The organism is Methanothrix sp. (assembly GCF_016706325.1).
GTDB lineage: Archaea > Halobacteriota > Methanosarcinia > Methanotrichales > Methanotrichaceae > Methanothrix.
In genome coordinates, this window is record NZ_JADJJX010000002.1 from 218,348 (window position 1) to 241,786 (window position 23,439).

21 protein-coding genes are annotated in these 23,439 nt (G+C 54.4%); 9 read left to right on the forward strand and 12 right to left on the reverse strand.

The genetic code is table 11. The features are described 5' to 3' along the window. The first annotated feature begins 198 nt into the window (after positions 1-198). Both IPI63_RS10710 and IPI63_RS10715 read left to right on the forward strand, forming a co-directional pair. Entirely contained in the window at positions 199-1,722 is a 1,524-nt protein-coding gene (locus IPI63_RS10710) for a methanogenesis marker 14 protein (protein WP_292478373.1), read from the forward strand. Between the two features lie 37 nt (positions 1,723-1,759). After that, a complete protein-coding gene (locus tag IPI63_RS10715) occupies positions 1,760-2,485 on the forward strand; it encodes a hypothetical protein (protein ID WP_292478374.1) in 726 nt (241 codons plus the stop codon). A gap of 218 nt (positions 2,486-2,703) precedes the next feature. Here IPI63_RS10715 and IPI63_RS10720 read toward each other — a convergent pair whose 3' ends face one another. After that, positions 2,704-3,351, reverse strand: a complete 648-nt coding sequence (locus IPI63_RS10720; protein ID WP_292478376.1) for a hypothetical protein — start codon at positions 3,349-3,351, stop codon at positions 2,704-2,706. Between the two features lie 140 nt (positions 3,352-3,491). Here IPI63_RS10720 and IPI63_RS10725 point away from each other — a divergent pair, with 140 nt between their 5' ends. Continuing rightward, the gene (locus IPI63_RS10725) at positions 3,492-4,298 is read left to right on the forward strand and encodes an acylphosphatase (RefSeq protein ID WP_292478377.1); all 807 of its coding nucleotides are present in this window, start codon (positions 3,492-3,494) and stop codon (positions 4,296-4,298) included. 187 nt (positions 4,299-4,485) lie between these two features. Here IPI63_RS10725 and IPI63_RS10730 read toward each other — a convergent pair whose 3' ends face one another. The 5 genes from IPI63_RS10730 to psmB form a co-directional block, all read right to left on the reverse strand. Next, the gene (locus tag IPI63_RS10730; protein ID WP_292478378.1) at positions 4,486-6,927 is read right to left on the reverse strand and encodes a DUF5814 domain-containing protein; all 2,442 of its coding nucleotides are present in this window, start codon (positions 6,925-6,927) and stop codon (positions 4,486-4,488) included. Between the two features lie 21 nt (positions 6,928-6,948). Beyond that, complete coding sequence (locus IPI63_RS10735; RefSeq protein ID WP_214064541.1) at positions 6,949-7,737, reverse strand: MarR family transcriptional regulator; 789 nt, start codon at positions 7,735-7,737, stop codon at positions 6,949-6,951. Next, positions 7,737-8,255 (reverse strand): ArsR family transcriptional regulator, encoded by a 519-nt coding sequence (locus IPI63_RS10740; protein ID WP_292478379.1) that lies wholly within the window; start codon positions 8,253-8,255, stop codon positions 7,737-7,739. Before IPI63_RS10740 ends, IPI63_RS10735 begins: the two co-directional genes overlap by 1 nt. Before the next feature lie 63 nt (positions 8,256-8,318). Next, complete coding sequence (locus IPI63_RS10745) at positions 8,319-10,226, reverse strand: beta-CASP ribonuclease aCPSF1 (RefSeq protein WP_366850987.1); 1,908 nt, start codon at positions 10,224-10,226, stop codon at positions 8,319-8,321. A 20-nt stretch (positions 10,227-10,246) separates the two neighbouring features. Beyond that, positions 10,247-10,867 (reverse strand): archaeal proteasome endopeptidase complex subunit beta, encoded by a 621-nt coding sequence (gene psmB, locus IPI63_RS10750; protein ID WP_214064538.1) that lies wholly within the window; start codon positions 10,865-10,867, stop codon positions 10,247-10,249. A 210-nt stretch (positions 10,868-11,077) separates the two neighbouring features. On the opposite strand from psmB, the gene IPI63_RS10755 reads away from it, so the two are divergent. Beyond that, positions 11,078-11,872 carry a DUF63 family protein gene (locus tag IPI63_RS10755; RefSeq protein ID WP_292478651.1) on the forward strand — a complete coding sequence of 265 codons (795 nt, stop codon included), beginning with the start codon at positions 11,078-11,080 and terminating at the stop codon, positions 11,870-11,872. Between the two features lie 241 nt (positions 11,873-12,113). Here the strand turns inward: IPI63_RS10755 and IPI63_RS10760 are convergent, their stop codons facing one another. The 6 genes from IPI63_RS10760 to IPI63_RS10785 form a co-directional block, all read right to left on the reverse strand. Next, a complete protein-coding gene (locus tag IPI63_RS10760; protein WP_292478381.1) occupies positions 12,114-13,598 on the reverse strand; it encodes a heavy metal translocating P-type ATPase in 1,485 nt (494 codons plus the stop codon). Beyond that, positions 13,570-14,622 carry a copper ion binding protein gene (locus IPI63_RS10765; protein ID WP_292478383.1) on the reverse strand — a complete coding sequence of 351 codons (1,053 nt, stop codon included), beginning with the start codon at positions 14,620-14,622 and terminating at the stop codon, positions 13,570-13,572. Before IPI63_RS10765 ends, IPI63_RS10760 begins: the two co-directional genes overlap by 29 nt. A 25-nt stretch (positions 14,623-14,647) precedes the next feature. Further along, on the reverse strand, positions 14,648-15,178 hold the full coding sequence (locus IPI63_RS10770) for a ferredoxin-thioredoxin reductase catalytic domain-containing protein (protein ID WP_292478384.1): 531 nt from the start codon (positions 15,176-15,178) through the stop codon (positions 14,648-14,650). Further along, entirely contained in the window at positions 15,175-15,453 is a 279-nt protein-coding gene (locus IPI63_RS10775; RefSeq protein ID WP_292478385.1) for a glutaredoxin family protein, read from the reverse strand. The genes IPI63_RS10770 and IPI63_RS10775 overlap by 4 nt, the downstream gene beginning before the upstream one ends. A gap of 285 nt (positions 15,454-15,738) precedes the next feature. Next, complete coding sequence (locus tag IPI63_RS10780; RefSeq protein ID WP_292478386.1) at positions 15,739-16,407, reverse strand: hypothetical protein; 669 nt, start codon at positions 16,405-16,407, stop codon at positions 15,739-15,741. 89 nt (positions 16,408-16,496) lie between these two features. After that, entirely contained in the window at positions 16,497-17,156 is a 660-nt protein-coding gene (locus IPI63_RS10785) for a transposase (protein WP_292478387.1), read from the reverse strand. 730 nt (positions 17,157-17,886) lie between these two features. Here IPI63_RS10785 and IPI63_RS10795 point away from each other — a divergent pair. The 5 genes from IPI63_RS10795 (at position 17,887) to IPI63_RS10815 (ending at position 23,347) form a co-directional block, all read left to right on the forward strand. Next, positions 17,887-19,050, forward strand: a complete 1,164-nt coding sequence (locus tag IPI63_RS10795) for an Nre family DNA repair protein (protein WP_292478389.1) — start codon at positions 17,887-17,889, stop codon at positions 19,048-19,050. An 86-nt stretch (positions 19,051-19,136) separates the two neighbouring features. Next, positions 19,137-20,012, forward strand: a complete 876-nt coding sequence (locus IPI63_RS10800; protein WP_292478390.1) for a hypothetical protein — start codon at positions 19,137-19,139, stop codon at positions 20,010-20,012. A 146-nt stretch (positions 20,013-20,158) separates the two neighbouring features. Then, positions 20,159-21,298, forward strand: a complete 1,140-nt coding sequence (locus IPI63_RS10805) for an inositol-3-phosphate synthase (RefSeq protein WP_214080021.1) — start codon at positions 20,159-20,161, stop codon at positions 21,296-21,298. Between the two features lie 208 nt (positions 21,299-21,506). Then, positions 21,507-22,712 carry a radical SAM protein gene (locus tag IPI63_RS10810; RefSeq protein WP_292478391.1) on the forward strand — a complete coding sequence of 402 codons (1,206 nt, stop codon included), beginning with the start codon at positions 21,507-21,509 and terminating at the stop codon, positions 22,710-22,712. Next, on the forward strand, positions 22,709-23,347 hold the full coding sequence (locus IPI63_RS10815) for a DUF4130 domain-containing protein (protein ID WP_292478392.1): 639 nt from the start codon (positions 22,709-22,711) through the stop codon (positions 23,345-23,347). Before IPI63_RS10810 ends, IPI63_RS10815 begins: the two co-directional genes overlap by 4 nt. Positions 23,348-23,439: the final 92 nt, after the last annotated feature.

Genomic DNA, 23,439 nt, shown 5'->3' on the forward strand with positions numbered 1-23,439 from the left:
ATGCCTCAAAAACCGGGGGATACCAGCCATATCCACCCGGCCAGACTCCTCTGATCAGGGCCACCTTATTGATCATCATATGCTTAGCTCTGATCCGCCTGCGACCAACTGCAAATTAAGCTGATCCGGGTACGGATTCAGGGGGATGATGGCCAACTCAACCCAAAGCTTTAACGTCTCCAGCGCTCTTCTTCTGCCATGAACCTAGGTCGCCTCTTCAAACCGAAATTCAAACCACGCATAGCGGAAAGCCCGCCATTTAATTATCTGGAACTGAGGAGCAAACCCTTCTACATTGTGGCCTCAGTGGAGGTGGGCAATACCACCACCAAGTGCATCCTCACTGCTACTGATCTGAATACCGGCAAGACCTACATCGTGGATAAGACGGTGAAGATGACCAGAGATGTGAGGTCGCCAAAGGCTGGAGAGGAGATCTTCGCCCATACCATCAGCGGCACGCCCCTCACCAAGGAGTCCGTTGCCGAGCTGGTGAAAGACACTCTGATTGAGAGCCACGAGAGAGCCCGGCTGGACATCAAGACCGATCTGGACTTCGTGGTGCGCTCAACTGGTGTTGTAGCTGAGCTTGACTCCCCTGAGCAGGTGGGGATATTCATTCAGGCCCTGGCCCAGGGCTGCCTCGATGCCGGTGTCCCCCCCCGGCTCATGACTCCGGCGATGAGCATCCATAACATCCTGGATAAGTTCAAGAGATATACCATGATCGAGAAGGTCATCTTCATGGGAGCAGTTGCCTCATGCTTCCCTCCCCAGGGGTCCACTGGAGTGGAGGTGGTGGCCAATGAGATGGAAGGTGAGCTTGCCACTGCCGGAATAAAGGAAGGGAGCCGCTGGACAGATGTGGACTTCAGAAACCCCTGCCTCTCTATGGACTTCGGCACCACCCTCGATGGCAGGGTGACCAGTGAAGAGCTGCCCTATGCCCATACCATAGGCAACCTTCTGGGCCTGGCAGGGGCCATACCGGACGCCGTAGTCCAGGGAACGGGGCTGGTGGACAGGAAGATAGGTGCTACCCTGGACATATTCGATGCCGGCCTGAAGCCCGACTATGGAAAGAGGGCTCAGGATTATGCCGGCCGGATCGAAGAGCTGGTGATAATCGAGAAGGTTCCGCAGAACCGCAATAAATACGGCCTGGTGCCGGTTAACCCGGAGGCTGCAGCCAAGAACAATGTGGTTCTCATCGGCTGCGATGTGGGGGTTAACGGCAGCGACCTGGAGAAGCTCTCCGAGATCGGCGCGGATATCAATAGCGCCAAAACCCGTGACCTGCGGGTCCTCTTTGGCGCTTTGGACCTGGTCATGGCCCGGGTGGCCCGCCGGCTGGTCCAGGTCGGGATCGATGAGGGCATAGTCACCGGCCACACTGCCATCGGTGTTACAGGAAGAGCGGGCATCACCGGCAACAAACCCCGCCTGATCTTGGAGGAGATAGACAAGCTCGGGCTGTATGACCAAACGGACAGGAATGTGGTCTTCGTGGATGATGGCCTGGCCAGGGGAGCAGCGGTTATGGCCCGCTGCATGAACTCCATGGGAACTCCCAGAAATCCACTGGGCGGAATTCGCAAAGGGGGATGCATCCTCAAGAAAAGGATGAGCTATGAGGCGGAAAAAGGCCTGGTCCCCGCCCCCCAGGAGGCCCGACCGGACAGGGACACTCATGCTTATTTTGAGGGAGGGCATAGACGATAGAAAAGATATACGATAAATAAGAAGGATTAAGCAGAAAATGCCATCGTCCAGATCGCACCCACCGGCCAGGTCAGAGGAGGAGACCCCTGTATCAGTGCTGGCTGTAGAAGAGCAGGAGGAGGAGATATGGATCTCTTCAGAGGCGGTTGCTGCCAGCGGATTCCCCCCCTGTATAAAAAGCATAATAAGCGGTGTTGAGGGCAAAAAAGGCATGCACAGGAGGGGAGCGATCCTGGCCTCATTCCTGGGTCAATGCGGCTGGAGCCATGAGGAGGCGGGCGTTCTGTGGCAGAGTGCAATATCAGCAGAGGAGAGGATCTTCAGGAAATGGTTCCGGAGGATGAATTGCCCGAGATGTGAGACTATGAATAAGCAGAGCAGAGGCTATCCTGATCTGGGAGTTGCGGATCTGATGCTATGCAGACCGGATGAGGTGTGCCAGAGGATCAAAAGCCCGGTAGAGTACGCCGCCCGGCTGTTCTCCCAGGATGACCACTTCAAAGGAAGACAGGAGCATATTCGAACCACATTCCTGGTTCGTCTTTTCAACTGGAAGACAGGCAAAGAGTTCGATATCAAACTGACAGAAGCTGAGAAAGAGGAATTGGAGAGCCTGAAAAAGAAGCAGATGGAGAGGAACAGCCTCAATACCATATTGACCTTCAACTGGTCCAAGTCCAGGGGGAGGCTCCGTCCCAGGTTTCGCCTTATGGAGAGGGAGAAGTATCCGCTCCGAAGGCGGATTCTATCTGAGCTTCTTTAGGGCTCTTCGCTATTCCATGTGGGCAACTTCAGGATAGCAGTAAGCGGACTCAATCATTATGATATCAGGCATGAATCCCGGCGCAGAGTCAGCAGGCAGCGACATATCCCATGATAATCCCAAATCCCGGCAGTCATGACGTTGTAAGGACCAAGCTATAGGATTAGAGATCCCTTAAATCCACCCACACGAAACAGCGAGGAGCCTTCTTTAATGGCTCAAGAAGGACCAGGGTCCGGTTCGAGGACATTTATCTGCAGAGCATCGTTGAAGCTCTCCCTTCCCTGCAATGATGTAGCAGATATACTGATGCTGTACCTGCCCGGTGGGACGCTGGCAGTCCAGATGCCGGTGTACTCATCCTCCAATCCCTTGATCAAGACTATATTCCCAGAATTGATTCCGGCAGAATTCCTGATAGTGGCGCTGGCGGTGATGCGGTTTTTGCTGTTGGAACGGCTGAGATTACCGGCATTCTCTCCCTCACTGACAGTGGCAAAGAGAGCAGTGATATTGACGGTGCCACCGGCGGTCACATTTATCGGATCGGCATTGATTCTTTCCAGGATGATGGAGGGGGTGGCGGCAGTGCCGAGAATGGCTCTCGTCTGAGCGGAAGTGGTAGCTGCTTTGTTCTCTTGATCTTCGGATTCTTTCTCAAACTGAGAGCTGGTCATGCGCGCCACCTTGGGCCCATAGTCCTGTTGGGTTTCATTGATGGGAATACCCTCCAGAAAGCTGGTCGCGCTCTTAGACCAGTCCTCTTCCTTGGAGCAGGTTGAGCAGGCGGCTGAGGCGCTGAAGCTCAGGGCTGATATGATCATTATAACCATGATGCCAAGCGATATGAACGCGGATTTCTTCATATTCGGGCCCGTTTGCACTTTATTTATATCATCCTAGCGCCCGAGAATGCTCCATCAGCAATCTCTCTCATCCATCCATGGCAATGATTATCCGGGCAAACGATATAATCATATATAAGGAGCATCAAATTTCTATACAGATGAAGAGGCTAACTGCTTATGTCTCTGGCAATGTGCAGCATAGCGGATATCGTGCCAGGGTCACGGATATAGCCCGCATGCTGGGATTCAAGGGGACTGTCGAGAACCTGGATGATGGCCGGGTTAAGATCATAGCCGAAGGGGATGAGGACAAGCTGAGGTGGTTTGAAGAAGCCATCTGCATCAAAAATTCCCTGATTAACGTATCCAGCATAGAGAAGGAGTACTCCTCGCAGAGAGGTGATGTCAACCGGTTCTATAAGCTGGCGGAAAAAGGAGAGACTGATTCTCGTCTGGATACAGCCGCGGATCACCTTAAAAGTCTGATCGTTGCTGTGAACTGTATGAATGATAACCTCGGCGGCAAGATCGATCAGATGAATGATAATCTCAGCAGCAAGATCGATCAGATGAATGATAATCTCAGCAGCAAGATCGATCAGATGAATGATAATCTCAGCAGCAAGATCGATCAGATGAATGATAATCTCAGCAGCAAGATCGATCAGATGAATGATAACCTCAGCAGCAAGATCGATCAGATGAATGATAACCTCAGCAGCAAGATCGATCAGATGAATGATAATCTCAGCAGCAAGATCGATCAGATGAATGATAACCTCAGCAGCAAGATGGATGTGATGATCGATCTGCAAAAGGATGCACTCTCCGGCCAGGAGATTCTCATTGAAGAGGTGAGGCAGTCCAGGGAAGATATAAAGGGAGGCCTGGACCAGAGGTTCGATAAGCTGGAGAGCGAGGTAGCAGAAATGAGGGGCGCCCTTAAAAGCAAGGGCATCATATAAAAAATTCTGTGATATTTTAAAGCATCGGGTAGCCCTTTTTTCTTCCTTAACCTCCTGGTCTTACGCTTCCGCAAGCCATGCGAAATCCTGGATGTATCTCGTCTGTGTGCAGCAATAATTCTGAGGAGCAAATGATTCAGTCCTGCTCATATTGGCCCAACCAATGTGGTTTTTTGCGAACTAAATTCTACTCGCCTTCGATCCTCCTCTTCCATTGTTTTGCCTCCGCTGCAACCTCTGGCTTTTCCAGCACACCGGCAACAGATTCTATCGCCTCCAGATAACGCACCATCTGGTCTAAGTAATTGATCAGATCGCCCTGGTAGGCATACATACCATATCGATCGCTGAAGGAGTTGATTATCTCCTCCGGGCTATTGCCCTCTGCTCGCAGATCGAGGATGGACAGTGATATGCTCTTTTGGACGCAGCCGCAATAGGGAGACTCTTTGCAGCTGCAGCGGAGAAAGTCGCGGATGAAGTCCAGACAGTACCTCTGAATCTTCCTTTCCAGCTGGTTGATATCGGAGCTGCTTAATAGATCCAGGAATGAGCCGTGCATTGCCCTCTGGGAGATCTGCATACGCAGCTTGGTGGATATATGCTCAGCAAACTTCAAATAGAGGGCCTCAAAGCCCTCCAGCTCCACTGCCACCTCCAGAGCAGATCTGCCTTTGCCGATCATCCGGGCGATGATATCTGCCTGGTCCGGGGTGAGAAAATGGGCCGCGGCTGCCGCCCCCAAGCGGGTGGGCTCAAAACCTCTGATCAGACCGCCCCTCTCCAGAGAACGCAGAGTGCTGTCCAGGTCATCCAGGCCCAGAGTCAGATGATGCAGCCTCTCCAGCTCCTGGCGAGACCGGGCAGCCACTGCATTTGCCAAGACCTCCTCTTGCTGCTGCTCATCAGAGAACTCCGGGGCCACATCCTCCATAGCGCCATGCAGAAGGGCGAGGGCCACCTCATCCTCTGACTCCCCCCGGCCGGAGCTGAAGCGGCGGCCCGGCTCGGCCAGGATATAAACCAATCCCAGGTCATGATAGCCCGGCCTGCCTGCCCTTCCCAGCATCTGGTTGAACTCGTGCACATTTAGCCAGTTGATGCCCATGGCCAGGGACTCGAAGACCACCTGAGAGGCAGGAAAGTCCACCCCAGCCGCCAAAGCAGCCGTCGTCACCACTGTACTGATCTTTCCCTGGCCAAATAGCTCCTCAATCCTCTTCCTCTCAGGGTACTGCAGGCCGGCATGATAGGCTGCCGCCCCGGGTATGGCCTGAGCGAGATTATAGCAGTTTTTGCGAGAGTTGGTGAAGATGATGGTCTGGCCGTGGTAGCCGGTGGACGAGGTCAGCCTCTCCGCCTGAGCAGCCAGCTCCCGCAGGAGCTTTCTCTTCTCCTTTCCCGCAGAGAAGATGAGATGGCGTTCAATGGGCACCGGCCGCACCTCATACTCCACCAAGGCTACATCCAGCCGCCTGGCCAGAGCCCCCGGATTTCCCACTGTGGCGGAGAGAAAGATGAACTGCGCCTCCGGAGCGGCATTTCTCAGGCGGGCGATCAGTCCCGCCAGACGGTGGCCCCGTTCAGCATCCTCCAGCATATGCACCTCATCTATCACCACCGTTCCCACCCGCCCCAGGCTCTTTTTTGTGCGGATCACCTGATCGATGCCCTCATAGGTCCCGGCGATGATATCGGCGTCCAGCCTCTGAGCAATCCTCCTGCTCTTCCCCAGACGGATGCGGCTTGTTCCCACCCGGATGGAGGTCTGAAAGCCCAGCTCATTATAGGCAGAGAGCTGATCATACTTCTGGTTGGCCAGGGCCACCAGGGGGACCAGAAAGAGGAGCTTGCCCTTTCCCTGCAGAAGATTCTTGACCCCCGCCATCTCGCCGATCAGGCTCTTGCCAGTAGCAGTGGCGGAGACGACCAGTTGACTTCTTCCCTCCAGGAGGCCAGCCGAGATCGCCCTGGACTGAACGGGCAGGAGCTTGGTCAGCCGGCGGCGCAACAGCTCCTTGAGGGGGGCAGGCAGTTCGATTGAATCCAGGGGTAGGCTGGAATCCTCCTGGCTCGCGGGAATGAGGTCAAACCGGGTCAGCTCCGGCTGGAGCCTCTGCAAAGATAGCAGGCCGATGACATCATCCAGGATTCGTCTCTTCTTCAGAATCCGGGCCAGATGAGACCGGGCGGGGCGGCTCAGATGATGAAAATCGGCCTCTCTGAGAAGCTCTGCAGCTGCACAGTTCTCACAGATCCGGGCTCCTTTGTAGGTTATGGCATCCTGCCCCACATAGGTCACCCTCTTCTGCCCCAGGCAGTGGCCGCATACCTGGACGAAACGATAGGAGAGCTGATAGGAGTCCAACAGCTCCTGGAACTTCTTTTCCAGTGCCCCATCTCCCCGCACGAGGTAGATGGCCGCCGCTTTACGAAGCAACCTTACGGCATCCTCCGGAGGAAGATACCTCTCCCCTTCATTCTTTTTTCTGACCAGGAACTTGAAGACCCGTGGACCCTGAGGCATATCCTTCAATCGCAACTGGCCCTCAAAGAGGACATTATTCCCGCTTTGGGGCAGAAGAAGTATGCGAGATCTGTCCGCCTGGGCAAGAACCTGAAAAGTCATATTTGGATCTGCGCATCCAGTTCAATCAAGGGTGAGGTCTACCAGCTCGTACTTCAGACCCTCGGACTCCAGACGGGTGAGAAGGCTGGGAATCTGCTCGTCCACGCTCACCACCAGAGAGCTGATGCCATGATATGCCGCCTCCACTGCGAACTCCTTGGCTCCAAAGAGAACATCCGGCTCCCGTCCGGCTTTTCTCAAAGCCACCAGGGCCTCAACCCCCAGGCATCCCACCATCCTCTCCTCCGAGAGCAGTCTCTTTAAGATCGCCAGGTCAATGCCTCTCGATCCCCCCATCTGCACTCGAGGGACCTTGCACAGGGTCACCCTCCCCTCCTCCAGGCTTATCATTCCCTTCAGGTCTGATACGCCCACATCCTCTCCTGCGCAGACGCTGGCGATGACCGTCCCGCTGGCCTCGATATCCTCTCTCCTGTTGGCATACAATAGACCATTTCTCATCTCTAAAGAGACCCTCTCTCCCTCGGCCAGCTCGGATTCGGCTATCGCTGTCCAGACGGATACATGGCTGATTATCTCCTCCATCACCACTCGAGCATATCGCTTCAGCTCGGCAGCATTCTCCAGCAGCCACTCCACCCCCTCTTTGGTGATGCTGTAACGCATCCGGCCGTCGGTGGTGACCAGGCCGTCTGCCACCAGCTCCTTGATGTACTCTGAGATCGCCTGAGGGGTGACACCCAGCTTGTCTGCCACCTCCTTTTGGCGGAGGTTGGGCTGATGGGCGGCGATCTCTACTAAAATCTGAAAACGGGAGCTTTCCCTCTTACTCTGCAGAACATTGACCATCAGAAATCCTCTTCATAGGGCTCTATCCTCTGCCCTCGCACCGCCAGGCCTTCTGCCCTCTTGGCCACGCCACGAATGAAGACCTGACTGAGTCCCAGCTCCCGGGAGAGGTTGGAAAGCGATCGATTGCCTTTGTTGACCATCTTCTGCAGATCCTCAGTTGCCTCCCGGAGCTCCTCATCGGACATGAAGGTGAGACTGATCAGCTCGCTCAGATCCTCCATGGTCGCCCCGAAGTTGGCCTGGATGCGGGAGTAGGTGGAATGATACTCCTTCTCCGGGCTGGCGCCGGGCTCCGGCACCCTCCATTTCGTCTCTATCAGGCCGCTCTTGCGCAGGAGAGCTATGCTTCTGTGAACACCTGCCTCATCGCCAAAAAGGTCAACCAGCTCCCGCTCAGTGTGCCATTCCCGGCTCAGTTCATCGAACACCTTTTTGTGGACGGCTGAGCCGAAGGCCTGCAATAATGGAACCAGATCTGATGGATCATTGATGATCCGTGTTCTTTTTCCAGTCACTAGAACCTCGCAGAGATAACCGGGATTGACATTATGTCTTTTCTTTGATAAAGCTTTTGAGGATCAGATCAGCCTGATCGTCTCCAGGTTCATGGGAGCCATGGTGGGAATGCGGAATCTCTTATAGATGGAGCTGGCCAGATCCAGGCAGTTGCCCTCTTCGCCGTGGTTGGTCAGGACCCGGCCCGGCTTGGGATAGATGCGCCGTATGTACTCCATCAGTTGCTGGCGATCGGAGTGGCCGGAGAAGCCATCGACTGTGGTCACCTCCAGGTTGATCTTAACCGTTTGGGTCTTTCCATCCACAGATAGCGGAACCTCCTTCCAGCCCTTCTGGATCCGCCTGCCCAAGGTCCCCTCCGCCTGATAGCCGACGATGACCAGGGTATTCTTCTCATCCGGGCCCAGGCGCTTGAGATACTCGATCACCGGCCCACCATTGAGCATGCCGCTGGTGGCCAGGATCACACAGGGCGGCCCCTCTACTATCTCCGTCCTCTGCTTGGGAGACTCCACCTGCACAAAGCACTCCGCCAGGAATGGATTGATGCCCTTATGGAATATCAGATCCCGCAGATCGCTATTGAGATACTCAGGATAGGTGGTATGAATGGCAGTGGCCTCATAGATCATGCCATCCAGGCAGACCGGCACCTCATCGATCACCTTCTTTCTGATGGCCTCCTCCAAGACGACCATAACCTCCTGGCTGCGGCCCACAGAGAAGGCGGGGATGATGACCTTGCCCCTCCGGTTGATGGTCTCCCGCACCACCTTGATCAGATTTACCTCCGCCTCCTTGCGAGAGGGCTGAAGGCTGTTCGCCCCCCCGTAGGTGGCCTCGGTCACCAGGGTCTCCAGGCGGGGGAAGTTGCATACCGCCGGATCGAAGAGCCTGGTCCTCTCGAACTTAAAGTCTCCAGTGAAGGCCACATTGTACAGGCCGTCACCGATATGGAAATGAGCTATGGATGAGCCCAGGATATGCCCGGCGTTGTGCATGGTCAGCTTGGTATCGGGAGCAATGTCGGTAACATCACCATAATTGAGGGTGATGGTATGCTTCAGCGCCTCGCGAATCATCCCTGAGTCGTAGGGAAGACGGTTCCCTTCTCGACCGGCGATCTCGATATAATCCAGTTGCAATAGAACGAAAAGATCCCGGGTGGGAGGGGTGCAGTAGATGGGGCCCTCATAGCCGTACTTATAGAGCATTGGAACAAGGCCGGCATGGTCCAGATGAGCATGGGTCAGGACTACGGCATCGATCTGGTTTAAGGGATAGACCTCGGGCACATAGAGGTAAGGGGTGGCTGAATCATCCGATCCCACATTTATTCCGCAGTCGATGATGATCCTGGACTCTGGTGTGGAGAGAAGCATACAGCTCCTTCCCACCTCGCGACAGCCGCCCAGGGTGGTTATTCTAACCCACTGATCCTTGGAGGCGATATCCCGATGGATCTTCCTGCCCACAGTGCGCAGGATGCTCTTTCTCTCGCTCTGTACGCTGCGCAGGTAATCCTTGATATTGGCTATGGTCGCAGATCTCACCGGCGGGGTTCTGACCACCTTTGGCGTCCAGCCGATGAGCTTTGTTATCTCTCGCAGGGTGGCGCCATGGCGGCCGATCACCAGCCCAGGCTTCTCCGCCTCGATCTGCACCTCTCCGGTCTCGCCATCGAAGTAGTAGTTGGTGAGGACAGCCTCTTTGGGCACCACCTCCTGAATCTTGATTATTGCTGCTTCAGGGTCTGCCAATACCTTCAGGTCAGGCCGGACCACCACTCTCTTGCGAAGCTCTTTGGCGAGATTTCTTATGATCTCGCCATCATCTGCCAGCTTCCTGGGATCATCGGTGTATATGACCAGCTCCGGGCCCTCGAACTCCAGCCCCGTGACGTTTATCTCCGGGGGCAGCTTGCTCTGCACCTTGCGTTTGAGCTCAAAAAGTACTTCTTCCACCGACAATATTACACTTCCAAAAAAGATTAAATGATATTCATTATCTCCGTGTACTCCGGCTCGCCTACCTCCTCATATTTATCTGTAATCCTAACGAGCTCGATCTTATCGCCGGAGGCTGAATCCCGCTTCAGAGCATTGCGAATTGCCCTGGCCGCGAGGATTGTGCCCTCCTCGACGCTGATTTCAGGTTTGTACATGGCCTCCAATACTCCATAGGCGACTGGAGAGCCGGAGCCTGTAGCGACGATCCTCCGTTCCTCTATCTGGCCTCCCAGGGCATCAAGAGAATAGATCCTGGGGCCATATCTATCCACGCCGCCCATGATCAACTGAACCATGAAGGGATAGTATCGCCTGGATGAGAGTATATTGGCAAGCATGGTGGAGACGGCCTTGACCGTCATCCCCTCGCCCCTCTGCATCTTATAGAGCCTGGCCTCCACCTGAACCATCCGGACCAGAGACTGGGCATCACCTACACCTCCCGCAGTGGTCATAGCTACCAGGTCGTCGATCTGATATATCTTCTTGGCCTGGCTGCTGGCTATGAAGCTGCCCATGGTAGCACGGCTCTCCGATGCAAGGACCACACCTCCATCACAGAGTACACCTACCGTAGTTGTACCTTTGAACACCTCGACCATTCAATTACCTCAGCTAAAATCAGAAAATGGACAAGCATGCTAGGGGTTCTGCAATATAAATACTTTTTGCAAGCCCTTCGATCGGCTGAAATACGAGAGAGGGCAATGGCATGATGTGATCGATTCAGGAGGCTGGATATAGCAGAATGGAATGCGTCTGGCTGGGATATAGCAGAATGGAATGCAGCAGGCTGGAATATAACCGATTGGATATACAGATACTACATCCACCCCATAATCTATGACACCAGCTACAACCCGGTGGACACGATCACCTGGGGGCTGCTGCTGGGACTGGCCGTACTTGGACTGGTGAGGCTCTTTCGCCGCTATAACCTGGTGATGGACGAGCGGCTGGTCTTATCCACCCTGCCCTACATCCTGGCGGGATCGAGCTTGAGGGTGGTCGAGGATGCAAGGCTGATCGAGCCGCCCTGGAGCTATCTCTTGATCACCCCCATCATCTTCTTCCTGGTCTTCTTGGTCACAGCCGGATCCTTGGTCATCACCAGAAGGCTTCTGGGGGAACAGTTCCACCACTGCTACGCCGCCATAGGATTTGTCTGGACTCTGCTCAATCTCATATTGCTCAGTGGGGTGGGCCTGGAGAACGGCTGGGTCATCGGGGCGGTATTCCTCCTGGGCTCCGCCCTGGCTGGAGGATTGCTCCTCTGCCGCCGGGCTCTGCCCGCTCTCTCCTTCCTGGACGATGGATTCAACCGGACGATCATCTACGCCCATATGCTTGATGCCAGCTCAACCTATTTGGGAGTAGACTGGTTTGGCTACTATGAAAAGCACGTCGTCCCCACATTCCTCATCGACCTTACTGGAACGGCGGCAGTGATGTTCCCCCTGAAGCTGCTGGTGCTCCTGCCCGCCCTTGCCCTGATCGACAAGACCATTGAGGACCGATCCTTGAGAAACCTCACCAAGCTGGCCTTGATCACCCTGGGCCTGGCCCCGGCGGTGCGAAACACCCTGCGGCTGGCACTGGGAGTGTGAAATGCCATTGAGATGGGGATAGAAGATCGGGAACTCAATGCAAAAGCAGGGCGGCCGCGCCGGCAACCAGCGGACGAAAGGGATAGAGGCGATGAGCAGGGCGGCGAACCGGTCAGTCGCGGTTCAATCCAACCACAGAGAGATGAAGGGCAAGCAAGCCTCGCCCTCTTCCTGTTAGACCCATCTCACATACTCTATCCCGCATACTCTATCCCGCATACTGGATCGATTGCCATCCTCTTCATCCCCCAGTGCCCTCAATCCTGATGGCTTTCTGTCTCGTTGCTGGAGGCACATACCTTTTGAGCAGCAGGGAGAGGGTGACCACAGTCACAGAGGAGAGGGCCATGGCAAGTCCGGCCAGCTCCGGCCGGAAGGTGATGCCGTAAACAGGGTAAAGAGCCCCTGCAGCCACTGGAACCAGCAGGGCATTGTAGGCGAAGGCCCAGAAGATGTTCAGCTTGATTCTGGATATGACCTTGCGGCTGAGTTGAATAGCAGCCACAGCATCCAGGAGGTCATCTTTCATCAGCACGACATCCCCGGTCTCAATAGCCACGTCAGTGCCGCTGCCTATGGCTATTCCCACATCCGCCTCTGCCAGAGCGGGGGCATCATTGATCCCGTCTCCCACAAAGCCCACCCGGCTTCCCGCCTCCCTCAGCCTGCGCACCTCATGAGCCTTCTCCTCAGGCAGGACCTCAGCCAGGGTCTTTTGAATGCCAATCCTCTCTGCCACCCTGGCCGCGCTGCGGGGATTGTCTCCGGTGATCATCACCACCTCCAGATCCATCCCCTTCAGCTCCTCGATCGCAGAAGCAGCCGAGTCCTTCAGCTGGTCGGATATGGCCAGGACGCCCCCCGCCCTGCCATCCATGCCCTCCCTGCCTTCCACAGCCAGCAGCATGGCCGTCTTTCCCTCCTCCTCATAAGCAGCCGCCTTCTGGAGGAGGTCATCAGGAAAATCGATATTCATCTCCCCGAAGAGGATCCGGTTTCCTGCCACCACTCTCTTTCCGTCAACTCTGGCAACCACCCCCTTTCCAGGGAGGGCCCGGAACTGCTCTGCTGGAATGAGATCAAGCCCCTCTTCCTGGGCCCGGCGGACCACCGCCTCAGCCAATGGATGCTCACTGGGCCTCTCCGCCGAGGCGGCAAAGAGGAGCAGCTCTCTCTCATCCATCCCGAGAGCGAAGAGATCGACTACATCCGGTCGGCCCACAGTCAGGGTCCCGGTCTTATCAAATGCCACCAGGCTCAGCCTGTCTGCCGCCTCCAAAGCCTCGCCGCTCTTGACCAAAATACCCAGCTCAGCTCCTCTTCCAATCCCCACAGTTATTGCCGTGGGTGAGGCCAGCCCCAGGGCACAGGGACAGGCCACCACCAGGACGGATATGAGCGCAGTTAAAGAGAATAGAAGGGTATTGTGGGCAATGAGATACCAGTAGACAAATGCCGCAGCAGCGATTGTCAGGATGGTGGGGATGAAGTAAACCACCATCCGGTCTGCAATCCTCTGCATAGCAGGCCTTGAGCCCTGCGCCTCCTGGACCAGTGCTATGATCCCCGCCAGGACGGTATCCTTTCCCACCCGGGTAGCCCTGAAGGTCAGAGAGCCGTTCTTGTTGAGGGTCCCGCCAACCACCTTCTCGCCGGCGGACTTGAAGGCGGGGATGGGCTCTCCAGTGATCATGGACTCATCCACGTAGCTTTCTCCCTCCACCACCAGGCCGTCTGCTGGAACCCTTCTCTCCCGGCCGGACTAAGACCAGGTCGTCTACCATGACCTCTTCTGCCGTCACCTCGATCTGCCTACCCCCTCTCAGGATTGTAGCCTTCCTCGGCTGCAACCCCACCAGGTTCCTGATGGCCTCGGAGGTGCGGCCCTTGGCATTGGCCTCCAGGTAGCGGCCTAAAGTCAGGAAGGTGGCGAGCATCACTGCTGTCTCATAGAACATGAAGTCAGGGGTGAGAACGATATTGAATGTCCCCAGAATGCTGGAGACGTAGGCCACCCCGATGCCCATGCCGTACATGACATCCATGTCCAGGGTTCGATTGGAGAGAGCCCTCAGGGCGGCCTTGAAGATGGGATAGCTGACATAGGCGAAGACAGGGAGGGATACCACCAGCATGATCAGGTTCATGGGATTGGGCAGGGCAGTGAATATCCAGGGGGGGATGATCTGATGGAGAGGAAGATGCATCATGGCCATGAGAAGAATGCTGGCCGCAAAGCCGATGATTATCCTTTGCTTTTTCTCGGAGAGGTCCTTCTCCCGAAGCTCCTGTTCTCTTTTTGCTGCCTCTTCCGTCTCCTCTCCGGCAACTCCCAGGAACTGGTACCCGGAGTCGATGATGGCCTTCTTCATCTCCTGCAGGCCGACCATGCTGGGATTATAGGTGACATAGGCCTTTTCCGCCGCCAGGTTCACCCTGGCCTCCACCACGCCATCCAGGTTGCTCAGGGCTGCTTCTATAGCCCCGACGCACATGGCACAGGCCATTCCTCCTATCTTCAAGATGGCCTGCTGGTCGATCACCTCGTAGCCCAGATCGCGAATCACGCCCTCGATATCAACGAGCTTCAGCTTCCTGGGATCATACTCCACTGCAGCGCTCTCGCTTCCCAGATTGACCTGGACCCGGGAGACTCCATCCAGGTTCAGGAGGGCCTTCTCGACGGCTGATGTGCAGGCGGCACACATCATCCCTCCCACCTTCAGATCTGCCCTTTTTCCTTCCACCATGAACAGCCCTCAGCTCTCATCAGCCTTAAATGAACCTCTCAAATCTCTCCTTGCCCGCTTTGCAGATGGGGCAGATCTCGGGAGGAGCCTCTCTGCCGCAGAGATAGCCGCAGACAACACACCTCCAGACGGGATAGGATAGCTTCTGGCCAGGCAATCCGGCCTCTGCTCCTGATGCCTGTTTCCTGGCCTGCAATCTCTGCCTCTCCTCCAGTGATGGCCTCCTCTCGGGGATGGACCTCAACTCCTCCTCCCCCTTCAGGACGGCATTGGAGACATATAGAGCACAGTAGCAAGCCCCAAAATCGGTGATATCCGCATCTCTATAGTCGCAGGGGCAGATGATATCCAGATCCAGGGACTTATCCCCTTCAGCCAGCCGGCAGGGGCAGGCCTGATAGCCGTACCGCTGCGTGTTCACAATCAGCCCCTTCACCAGGCCCTTGACAAAATCCACATCAGGGTTGAGGTTGTACCCCCCCTGCTTTGCATCCTTGGCCAGGCGGGAGTACAACTGCTCTATCTCCTCCTGCGTGGGCTCATCAGACTCGCTCATATTCCCAGAGCCTCCTCGATCTCCTTCTCCCGAAAGCCTACGATCACCTTCTCTCCGACCACAAGGGTGGGAAATGAGGTGCTGGAATTATACTTCCTTAGATCGGCAATGGCCTTTGTCCTCTCCTCGCCTTTCAAAAGGTCCACATAAATGTAGTCGAAAGCGACGTTCTTTGAAGAGAGGTATTCTTTTGTCTTCTTGCACCAGATGCAGGTGCTCAATGCATACAGCATGACCTTGCCCACATCCCTGCCGGCTACATGTTCGAGACTCATAAAATCACTTTAAATCTGAAAATTATCTTGGGTAGATAAATAAGTGATTATTACAAAGGAAATCAGTGACTATCACAAAGGGATAAAAATATGAAATTAAATTATAAAAATAATAGCCTGGGAGAAAATATCACCTGCAGCTCAAGTAGCTGCAAGCGAATTCTTGGGGTCGGTCCCGCTCTTGGGAACAGTTCTGCCCTCGGAGATTCTCGGCGGTTTTTTTTCTCTTGAGGCCTCTAAGAACACCTCCAGCCTATTCGATGCTGCATCCTCATGCCTCACAGCTCACTTATAGGAGCTGCCTAGCTGGACGGAGGAGGAGGATGAATAGCTGTAGACGGATATCATCGGCTCCTCACGGTACGAATAGGGATATGGATAGGGATAGGGCGAAGGGCTGGGGGCAGGATTGGGGCTCACCCAATGACTTGGGCCGCTGACGTAGATGTAGGCATAGTTGCTCCAGCCGTTGCAGTAGAACTGGAGGATGTGCCAGCCAGGAACATCGGCGAAGAACCATCTCTTATACCAGCCTGGATTGTAGACATTTCCGGCATAATTGGTGACCAGCGCTCCATTTGGATACCACTCATAAAACCAGATGCTGCCCCTTCCCGAGATCTGCATCCATAATGGCAGGTTGGCATAAAGGTAGCATCCGGCGACGGTCTGAGGAGCATAGGAGATATAGAGGTTGTTTTGAGAGACCGCTCCTGGTGGATAGGTCGCCTTGGGGTAAGTCGGGCTGGTGGCAGTGGATCTCAGGCCCTGGGGGGCGGAGGAATAGGCGGCCTGCTCAGTTGACCTCATTAAGGTCTGACCGCTCTCCTGCACAGAGGGGGCCTGGGCGGATGTCGTAATAGATGTCGGAATCTCCACTCCAATGGCCTCGGGGCTGGCGGGCGCCGCCGGAATGGGCGCACCCCCCGTTGTGGTGGTGGAGTAAGCTGTCATCTGGCCTTGCGATGCAGTGCAAAGTAGCATGATCAATGCTATTGCTAATGCAGTCAATTTCATCTAGGATCACCTCTGAAAGTTGTGAACTACTGCGTCCTGAAGGGCGCAGCTTCCCACTTCATCGCCAAAGCTTGCATCACTGATATGCGATGTAGCAGTTTTGGTTCTATGGGCACTACGGGCTGTTCCATCCCTGTGATGAGTATGTTCATGGAAGCATTGCTCTCTCGATCACAGGAGGAGCCGCAATAAGGGCACTCATGTGATCGTATTGACGAATCTTTTTTTCCGATGCTTCCCCAGGCAGAACACCATTTAGTGGCATCTTTGAGATCCACCTTCATCAGCTTCCGGCCAGCGCCTTGAGCCTTGTGCGAAAGCGTGAATATGAGCTCTGACCAGGACGCATCATGAATACAGCGATGCATATCACTGTTAGGGCCTTTCTCTTCTAGACCCTTGATATCAAGATCCCCAGCACAGATGAGATCAAAGTCATTGATATAGGTGCAAGATGACTTCTGAAGGAGATCATCTCCCAGCCAGCCGATCCTAATTATGACATCTTTGATGTGACAGTTCACAATCTGTAGGACTTTGGAATAGAGCAGATTCAACCTTGGATTCACGAGCTTCAGAGAAGGAATCATGTTCTGGGTATCGCGGGTCTTGAGTTTGATGTCTTTTTCTCTTGCTTCATTCAGGTCCTGGAGAGGCCGATTATAAAACCACCTGCAGGCATCCAAACCCTCCGCTAACTTACATTGGGTCACCCAGCTCAGGATGATGGAATGGTTGGTGGGATGATGAGATGCCTGCAGCTTATAATCATACATTCTCCATTACCTAAATATGTATCACATTATTACTTTAAATAGTTATTGTTGGATCGAAATCGTCATGCCTGATCAGGCACCCATGAGGCATGAGAATGGATCCCGGCACAAGGCATACCCGGAAGGACTCCATTTTCATTCCCACCCTGAAGGAGGGGAAATGCTGCTCCGTCCTTTTCCATCCTGAAAATTAAATATATTTAAATAAACAGGGGGGGGCGGCGCGGGGTGGGGGCGTGTCCCTACAATTTCCATTGCATGAATCTTGTAGCCTTGTCCATGCAAAAATTTCTAAGATCAACTCGCATCCTTTTTAACTGCCTATCGTAGAATATTCTGTACCTAGGCACCATTACGATGTGGTAGGTTATGCCATAGCCATGGCTAAAACTGCGCCCAAGCTTATCACATCCTAGCCAAGGTGGCTGGCACCACCTTGGCTAAGGTTAAAGCCTCATTTAAAAGAAGAACGGTTTATTGAATTAGATAACAAGGCCTCCTGTAATAACGTTGCATTTTCCTGATAAAATCTATACGAGACATTACATGAGACACATGAGACACATTGCATGAGGCACATGAGACACATTCGCTCTGCATCCATCATACTTTTATTCGAATCATACCTGACCGGATATCTGTGATCAAAGGCAAGGAAGCCTATTTGAAAAAATTGACCGCCAGCATGTACATCCCCTCACAGGATGTGGGAAGGGAGCTTGAGGGCAGTACACCCCCTTCAGTCTTCATTGGCAGTTGGAACTATCCCCGCGTCTATGCCGGACCCATGATCTCTCCGCAGCATGGGGATACAATGATCATGGACCGACCTGAGTCCTGGATACCGGAGAAGAAATCCCAAGAAGAGATCATAAGATACCGGTTGAACCTGATAAGGGGCAAAAGAGAGGTGAAGGTCACAGAGCTTGACTGCCGCTTTTCGGAGATGCTTCGCGACATCTCCCTCTCTGCCTCCTCAATAGAGAGCGAGGCGCAGTTCATTCAGGCTCCCAGAGGGATGTCGTTTAGCGATGAGCATACCCCATTCGGCCCCAGTGCTCCTCTGGAGAGATTTGAGATCGGCAACAGCAGATGGGACCGGGATCTAGAGAAGGTTTACTACGATGGGGATCTGAAGGCGGCAGATGCAGTAGAGGATCTCCACCACAGCGGCCTGCCCTTCTCCAGCATCCAGAAAGCCTTCTCTGTTGGGGCCATGGGCACAAAAAAGAGGAGGAGGCTGGTTCCCACCCGCTGGTCCATCACCGCCTGCGACAGCATTTTAGGCGACCGCCTTCTTGGCAGTGTCAGAGACTATGACCCTATTGACTGCTGCCAGGTGAGGGAGTCTGCCGGCCTGAACAACTACTATGCAGTTATTCTTCTTCCCACCACATGGCAGTATGAGTGGATGGAGGCCTTCTTACACATCATGGGCAATGAGGAGCTGATGTTCTCTGATTTTGAGGGCAACAGCGGCAAGAGAGGCTACTCCCGGGTGGGGGGATGCTACTACTCCTGCAAGATGGCAGTCCTGGAGGCGCTGGCGAGAGAGAAGAAGCAGGCAGGAGCGATAATCCTCAGGGAAGCCTATAGAGGTTATGTGCCGCTGGGGGTGTTCAATGTCAGGGAGAACGTGAGAAATGCAATGCAAAAGAAGCCCCTTGAGTTCGAAAGCCTCAAAGCAGCACTGGGATATGTATCCACCCGGCTTGAGCTTCCCGTAAAGCAGTTCATCCGCCAAAGCGACCTTCTCAGGGAGGAGCTGAAAAGCCAGCAGACCACACTGAGCTTTTTTTCTTGATGCCCCTCTCACCATACACCATAGCCCTGATCGAATCGCCCCTCTGGCCGGAAACCTACTTTAAGCCCATAAGAGAATTACCTTCTATGCCATTCGATGCTACCAGGATAATGAGCGGCGATATGCCACCAGAGCTGAGGGAGAGAGTGGACCGAATCGCCGATGAGTTCTTGGCCATTCTCGATTCTCTGGTCGATGAACGCCATCTTCAGAGGGGAATTGCCAGAATCCAGTTGCCGTGCAGTATAGTGTTCATCCTTGACCGAGACTCGCTCTTTATCCTGGGCCAGTTCAGGATGGAGAACCGGATTGCAGGCTACTATCATAGGCCGGATACATCAATGACCCTTCAGAAGGTAGCCAGCAGCGCTAGATGGGAGTTCAATTTTGAGGATGCTTTTATAATCCAGCTTCCCGCCGATCTATTAGAGAAGAGCACTGAGCAGAGGCATAGCTCCCTGCAGGAGATTGCCTCAAAACATATCGATGCTGAGTTCCTGAGGCTGGCTCAGCTCCTGAGCCTGATACGCACCAGGCCGATATTCGGCCAGGCCATTCATCCTATGCAGCCTGGGAACATTCTATTGCTCCTTCCCCGTGATGAAAAGGCGAGAGAGAATGCCGATCGGATCAGGAGAGCAGTAGAGGCCAGCGGCCTATCAGGCGAGGAGAGCGAAGATATCAGGAACGGGAAGGCAGCCGTTCGTAATATGTGGCAGCGTATCAATCAAGCAGCAGTGATCTTGGCTGATCTGACGGGAACTGACCCCCAGGTCATGTACAGCCTGGGCATCGCTCATACCCTGGGCAAGGATACCATCCTCATTCACCCGCAAGGCTCAAAATACCTGGTCGATATTCCAAGAATAGAAAGCATAGTGTATGAGGATAGTGATCAGGGCAGGGAGAGGCTGGAGGAGCAGATCGGCGAGACTCTGCGCTCCATAACGGCTTCCCTTTAGGATTAATCGGACTTGAGCTCACCAGGATTCCGGGGCGGGGCATAATCATCAAAGCCTATAACGTTAAATATGTCCTGCCTTTATACGAAACTCCGAATCCTAACTCAGGTCTCCAGGCTTCACATGACCCAGGAGGGGAAAAGAGGTTGAAGAAGATAAGGTTGGCAATCGCGGGCATAGGAAACTGCGCAAGCTCCCTAGTTCAGGGTATTGAATATTACAGACATATTGGCAAAGAGGATTGCATCGGGCTGATGCATTATGATATCGATGGCTATAGAGCTGGTGATATTGATATCGTCGCGGCATTCGACATAGACGCCCGAAAGGTAGGAAAAGATGTGAGCCAGGCCATATTTGCCAAGCCCAATTGCACCCATGTCTTCTATCCAGATGTCCCCATAAAAAATGTCAAGGTCAAGATGGGGCCGGTCCTGGATGGCGTTGCCCCTCACATGATGAATTATCCTGAAGAGAGAAGGTTTATGGTGGCTGATGCTGAACCGGTGGACGTCAGCCGGGAGCTGGTGGAGAGCGGTGCCGATGTGCTGGTAAACTACATGCCCGTTGGATCGGAGGAGGCCACAAGATTCTATGCTCAGGCCGCTCTTGATGCCGGGGTGGGATTTGTCAACTGCATGCCCGTATTTATAGCATCCAATCCCGAATGGGAGAAGAAATTCCAGGAGGCAGGGGTTCCAATCGTGGGCGATGACATAAAATCCCAGATAGGAGCGACTATTGTACACCGTGCTCTGACCCAGCTCTTCAAGGACCGGGCCTGCCTCATGGACAGGACTTATCAGCTTAACATCGGCGGCAACACTGACTTTTTGAATATGCTCAATCGCGAGAGGCTCAAGTCCAAGAAGATATCCAAGACCGAGGCGGTGCAGTCCATCCTGGACAGCCCCCTATGTGATGATGATATTCATATCGGCCCCTCTGATTATGTGCCCTGGCAGAGGGACAACAAGGTCTGCTTCCTGAGAATGGAGGGCAGAATCTTCGGTGACACCCCCATCAATCTCGAGCTGCGCCTATCGGTTGAGGACTCACCCAATAGCGGAGGGAGCGCCATCGATGCCATCAGGATCTGCAAGCTGGCCAAGGACAGGAAGGTGGGCGGGCCGCTGCTGGCTATATCTGCCTATACCATGAAGCATCCTCCAGTGCAATATCCAGATGAGCTGGCACGGGAGATGGTAGAGAAGTTCATCCGGGGCGAGATCTCTGATCAGGAGATCGTTAGGCCAAAACTGAGGCAAGCAGCGACCGCTCGGTGATTGGCGCTTGATGATAGATGATTGGCCCGATGGGGGATGATTCTCTCGATGATGGGAATAAATGGGATCGATGGGGGGATGATGGGGCTACAGGCCCGTTCTGATGTGGAACACCATCATAATCATCATCTGTCTCAATAGCTTTTTTCCTCTCACTTTCGCTCCACAGGCACATCGGTTATAATCCATAAACCCCAATTATTTCTGAATGGTCACCCTGGAGAAGATCGCTCACCTGGCATCTGATTGCCAATTTGACTCCTTCGGCTCGGTCGACTCCCTCAGCCCGGGCAGCAATATAGACCTGGAGAAGCTCTCCATCCTTGGTGAGGGGACCCGGCATGATGTATGCGCATCCACCTATTCCCCCCGGAAATCCCCTCTTCCCGGAATCTGTCATGCCTTCACCCAGGATGGCAGATGTGTGAGCCTATTCAAGACCCTTTACACCAATCACTGCAGCCATCAGTGCAACTACTGCATCAATTCCACCAACTGCAGCCACAGAGTTCAGACCTTCTCCTACACCCCTGATGAGCTGGCAAGGGTCACCCTCTCCTTATATCGCTCCAACTACATCGAAGGGCTATTTCTCAGCTCAGGCGCGGGCAGGAATGAGGATCTGATCATGGAGAAGATGCTGGAAACGCTGGAGAGGCTGCGAAGGCGGTACGGCTTCTCCGGATACATCCATCTCAAGATTCTTCCTGGCTCCTCCCAGGCCCATATTAAAGAGGCTATGGAGCTGGCGGATCGGGTGAGCATAAACCTGGAGGCTGCAAGCGCCTCTCAGTTGGATGAGATCTGTGCCACAAAGAGCTACGAGAATGATATCCTGAAAAGGCAGAGGTATATTCGCGACCTGAGAGGGGAGGAGAACCTTCCCGCCGGCCAGACCACCCAGCTGGTGGTGGGTGCTGCAGGAGAGAGCGATCAGGATATCCTTGATAGGATTCTGTACGAGTACAGAGAGATCGGAGTGAGGCGCACCTACTTCAGCGCCTTTTCTCCTCAGAAGGGGACGGCCTTCGAGTCCCGCAAGGGCCAGCCCCTCTGGCGAGAGCACCGTCTCTATCAGATGGACTGGCTCATTAGGGTCTACCATTTCCCGCCCGGGGATATCAAGTGGGCATTTGATGAGGAGGGCTTTCTCTTCAACTCCGATCCCAAGCTGGCCATAGCCAGGGAGCTTTTGGACTCTCCTTTAGACCCCAATGAGGCCCCCTACCGGGATCTTATCCGGGTGCCAGGCATCGGCCCCCGGAGCGCAATGAGGATTGTGGCCCTGAGAAAGACCAGGAGGATCGCGGCCAATAGAGAGCTTGAGGCTCTGGGGGTGGTGGTCAAGAGAGCCGCCCCTTTCTTGAAGATCAACGGCTGGAGGGATGCCACTCTGAAGATGTGGTCTGGATGAGAGTCCCGGATGATCATTGCCGCTACCTGGCGATGCATGCAAAATCAAGCGAAAGGCTCCTCGCCCGGGCGAAGGGCTTCAAGGGCATGGATTTGGAGCTCACGGCCGATCCGGAGGGCGTACGCCTCAAAAAGATGGTCCGCGCTGTCAGGGGGGAGATATACAGGATGAAGGGCTTCATCAGGCTGAAGCCCCTGGGAGGCCAGGTCCTGTGGGGCTACATGAAGCCCAGGCATAGGATTGGAGAGCTTATCTGCGAGCACTTCGCCCGCAGGAACCCCGGGGTGATAGTGGTGCTGGGATACGGCAGCGAGAGCTGGACGGCACTCCTCTGGCAGGGCAGGATGATGCAAGACCGGGGAGCGGGACTGGATGAGACCTTAGGCAGGCTGAAGGCCGCCCTCAGGATACCGGAGAAAGAGAACGGGGAAGATGCAGATGGCGCCAATCAGGAAGGGAGCGATGCGGGCGCTCTTGATATGGATGACATCTGGCAGGCCTATTATGACAGCCAGTACTGTCCAAAGAGAAAGAATCTGCAAGCATTCCAGCAGAGGATGCCGGCAAGAGATCAGCAGTCTGCCGGGCTCAGACTCGTGCAGAGAAGAAAGGAGATGACCCTGGAGGACTTCTGATCAGACCAGCTTATTCTCCTCATTCTCCTCCGCCATGCTCCTGCCTCCCCAGACCGACTATGGTTAAGGCCGGAAGCTCTCTGAAGCCTGAA

Coding starts and splice junctions, on each gene's coding strand:
- IPI63_RS10710 (WP_292478373.1), top strand. CDS start 199: ATGAACCTAGGTCGCCTCTTCAAACCGAAATTCAAACCACGCATAGCG.
- IPI63_RS10715 (WP_292478374.1), top strand. CDS start 1,760: ATGCCATCGTCCAGATCGCACCCACCGGCCAGGTCAGAGGAGGAGACC.
- IPI63_RS10720 (WP_292478376.1), bottom strand. CDS start 3,351: ATGAAGAAATCCGCGTTCATATCGCTTGGCATCATGGTTATAATGATC.
- IPI63_RS10725 (WP_292478377.1), top strand. CDS start 3,492: ATGAAGAGGCTAACTGCTTATGTCTCTGGCAATGTGCAGCATAGCGGA.
- IPI63_RS10730 (WP_292478378.1), bottom strand. CDS start 6,927: ATGACTTTTCAGGTTCTTGCCCAGGCGGACAGATCTCGCATACTTCTT.
- IPI63_RS10735 (WP_214064541.1), bottom strand. CDS start 7,737: ATGGTCAATGTTCTGCAGAGTAAGAGGGAAAGCTCCCGTTTTCAGATT.
- psmB (WP_214064538.1), bottom strand. CDS start 10,867: ATGGTCGAGGTGTTCAAAGGTACAACTACGGTAGGTGTACTCTGTGAT.
- IPI63_RS10765 (WP_292478383.1), bottom strand. CDS start 14,622: ATGGTGGAAGGAAAAAGGGCAGATCTGAAGGTGGGAGGGATGATGTGT.
- IPI63_RS10770 (WP_292478384.1), bottom strand. CDS start 15,178: ATGAGCGAGTCTGATGAGCCCACGCAGGAGGAGATAGAGCAGTTGTAC.
- IPI63_RS10775 (WP_292478385.1), bottom strand. CDS start 15,453: ATGAGTCTCGAACATGTAGCCGGCAGGGATGTGGGCAAGGTCATGCTG.
- IPI63_RS10780 (WP_292478386.1), bottom strand. CDS start 16,407: ATGACAGCTTACTCCACCACCACAACGGGGGGTGCGCCCATTCCGGCG.
- IPI63_RS10800 (WP_292478390.1), top strand. CDS start 19,137: ATGCCATTCGATGCTACCAGGATAATGAGCGGCGATATGCCACCAGAG.
- IPI63_RS10810 (WP_292478391.1), top strand. CDS start 21,507: ATGGTCACCCTGGAGAAGATCGCTCACCTGGCATCTGATTGCCAATTT.
- IPI63_RS10815 (WP_292478392.1), top strand. CDS start 22,709: ATGAGAGTCCCGGATGATCATTGCCGCTACCTGGCGATGCATGCAAAA.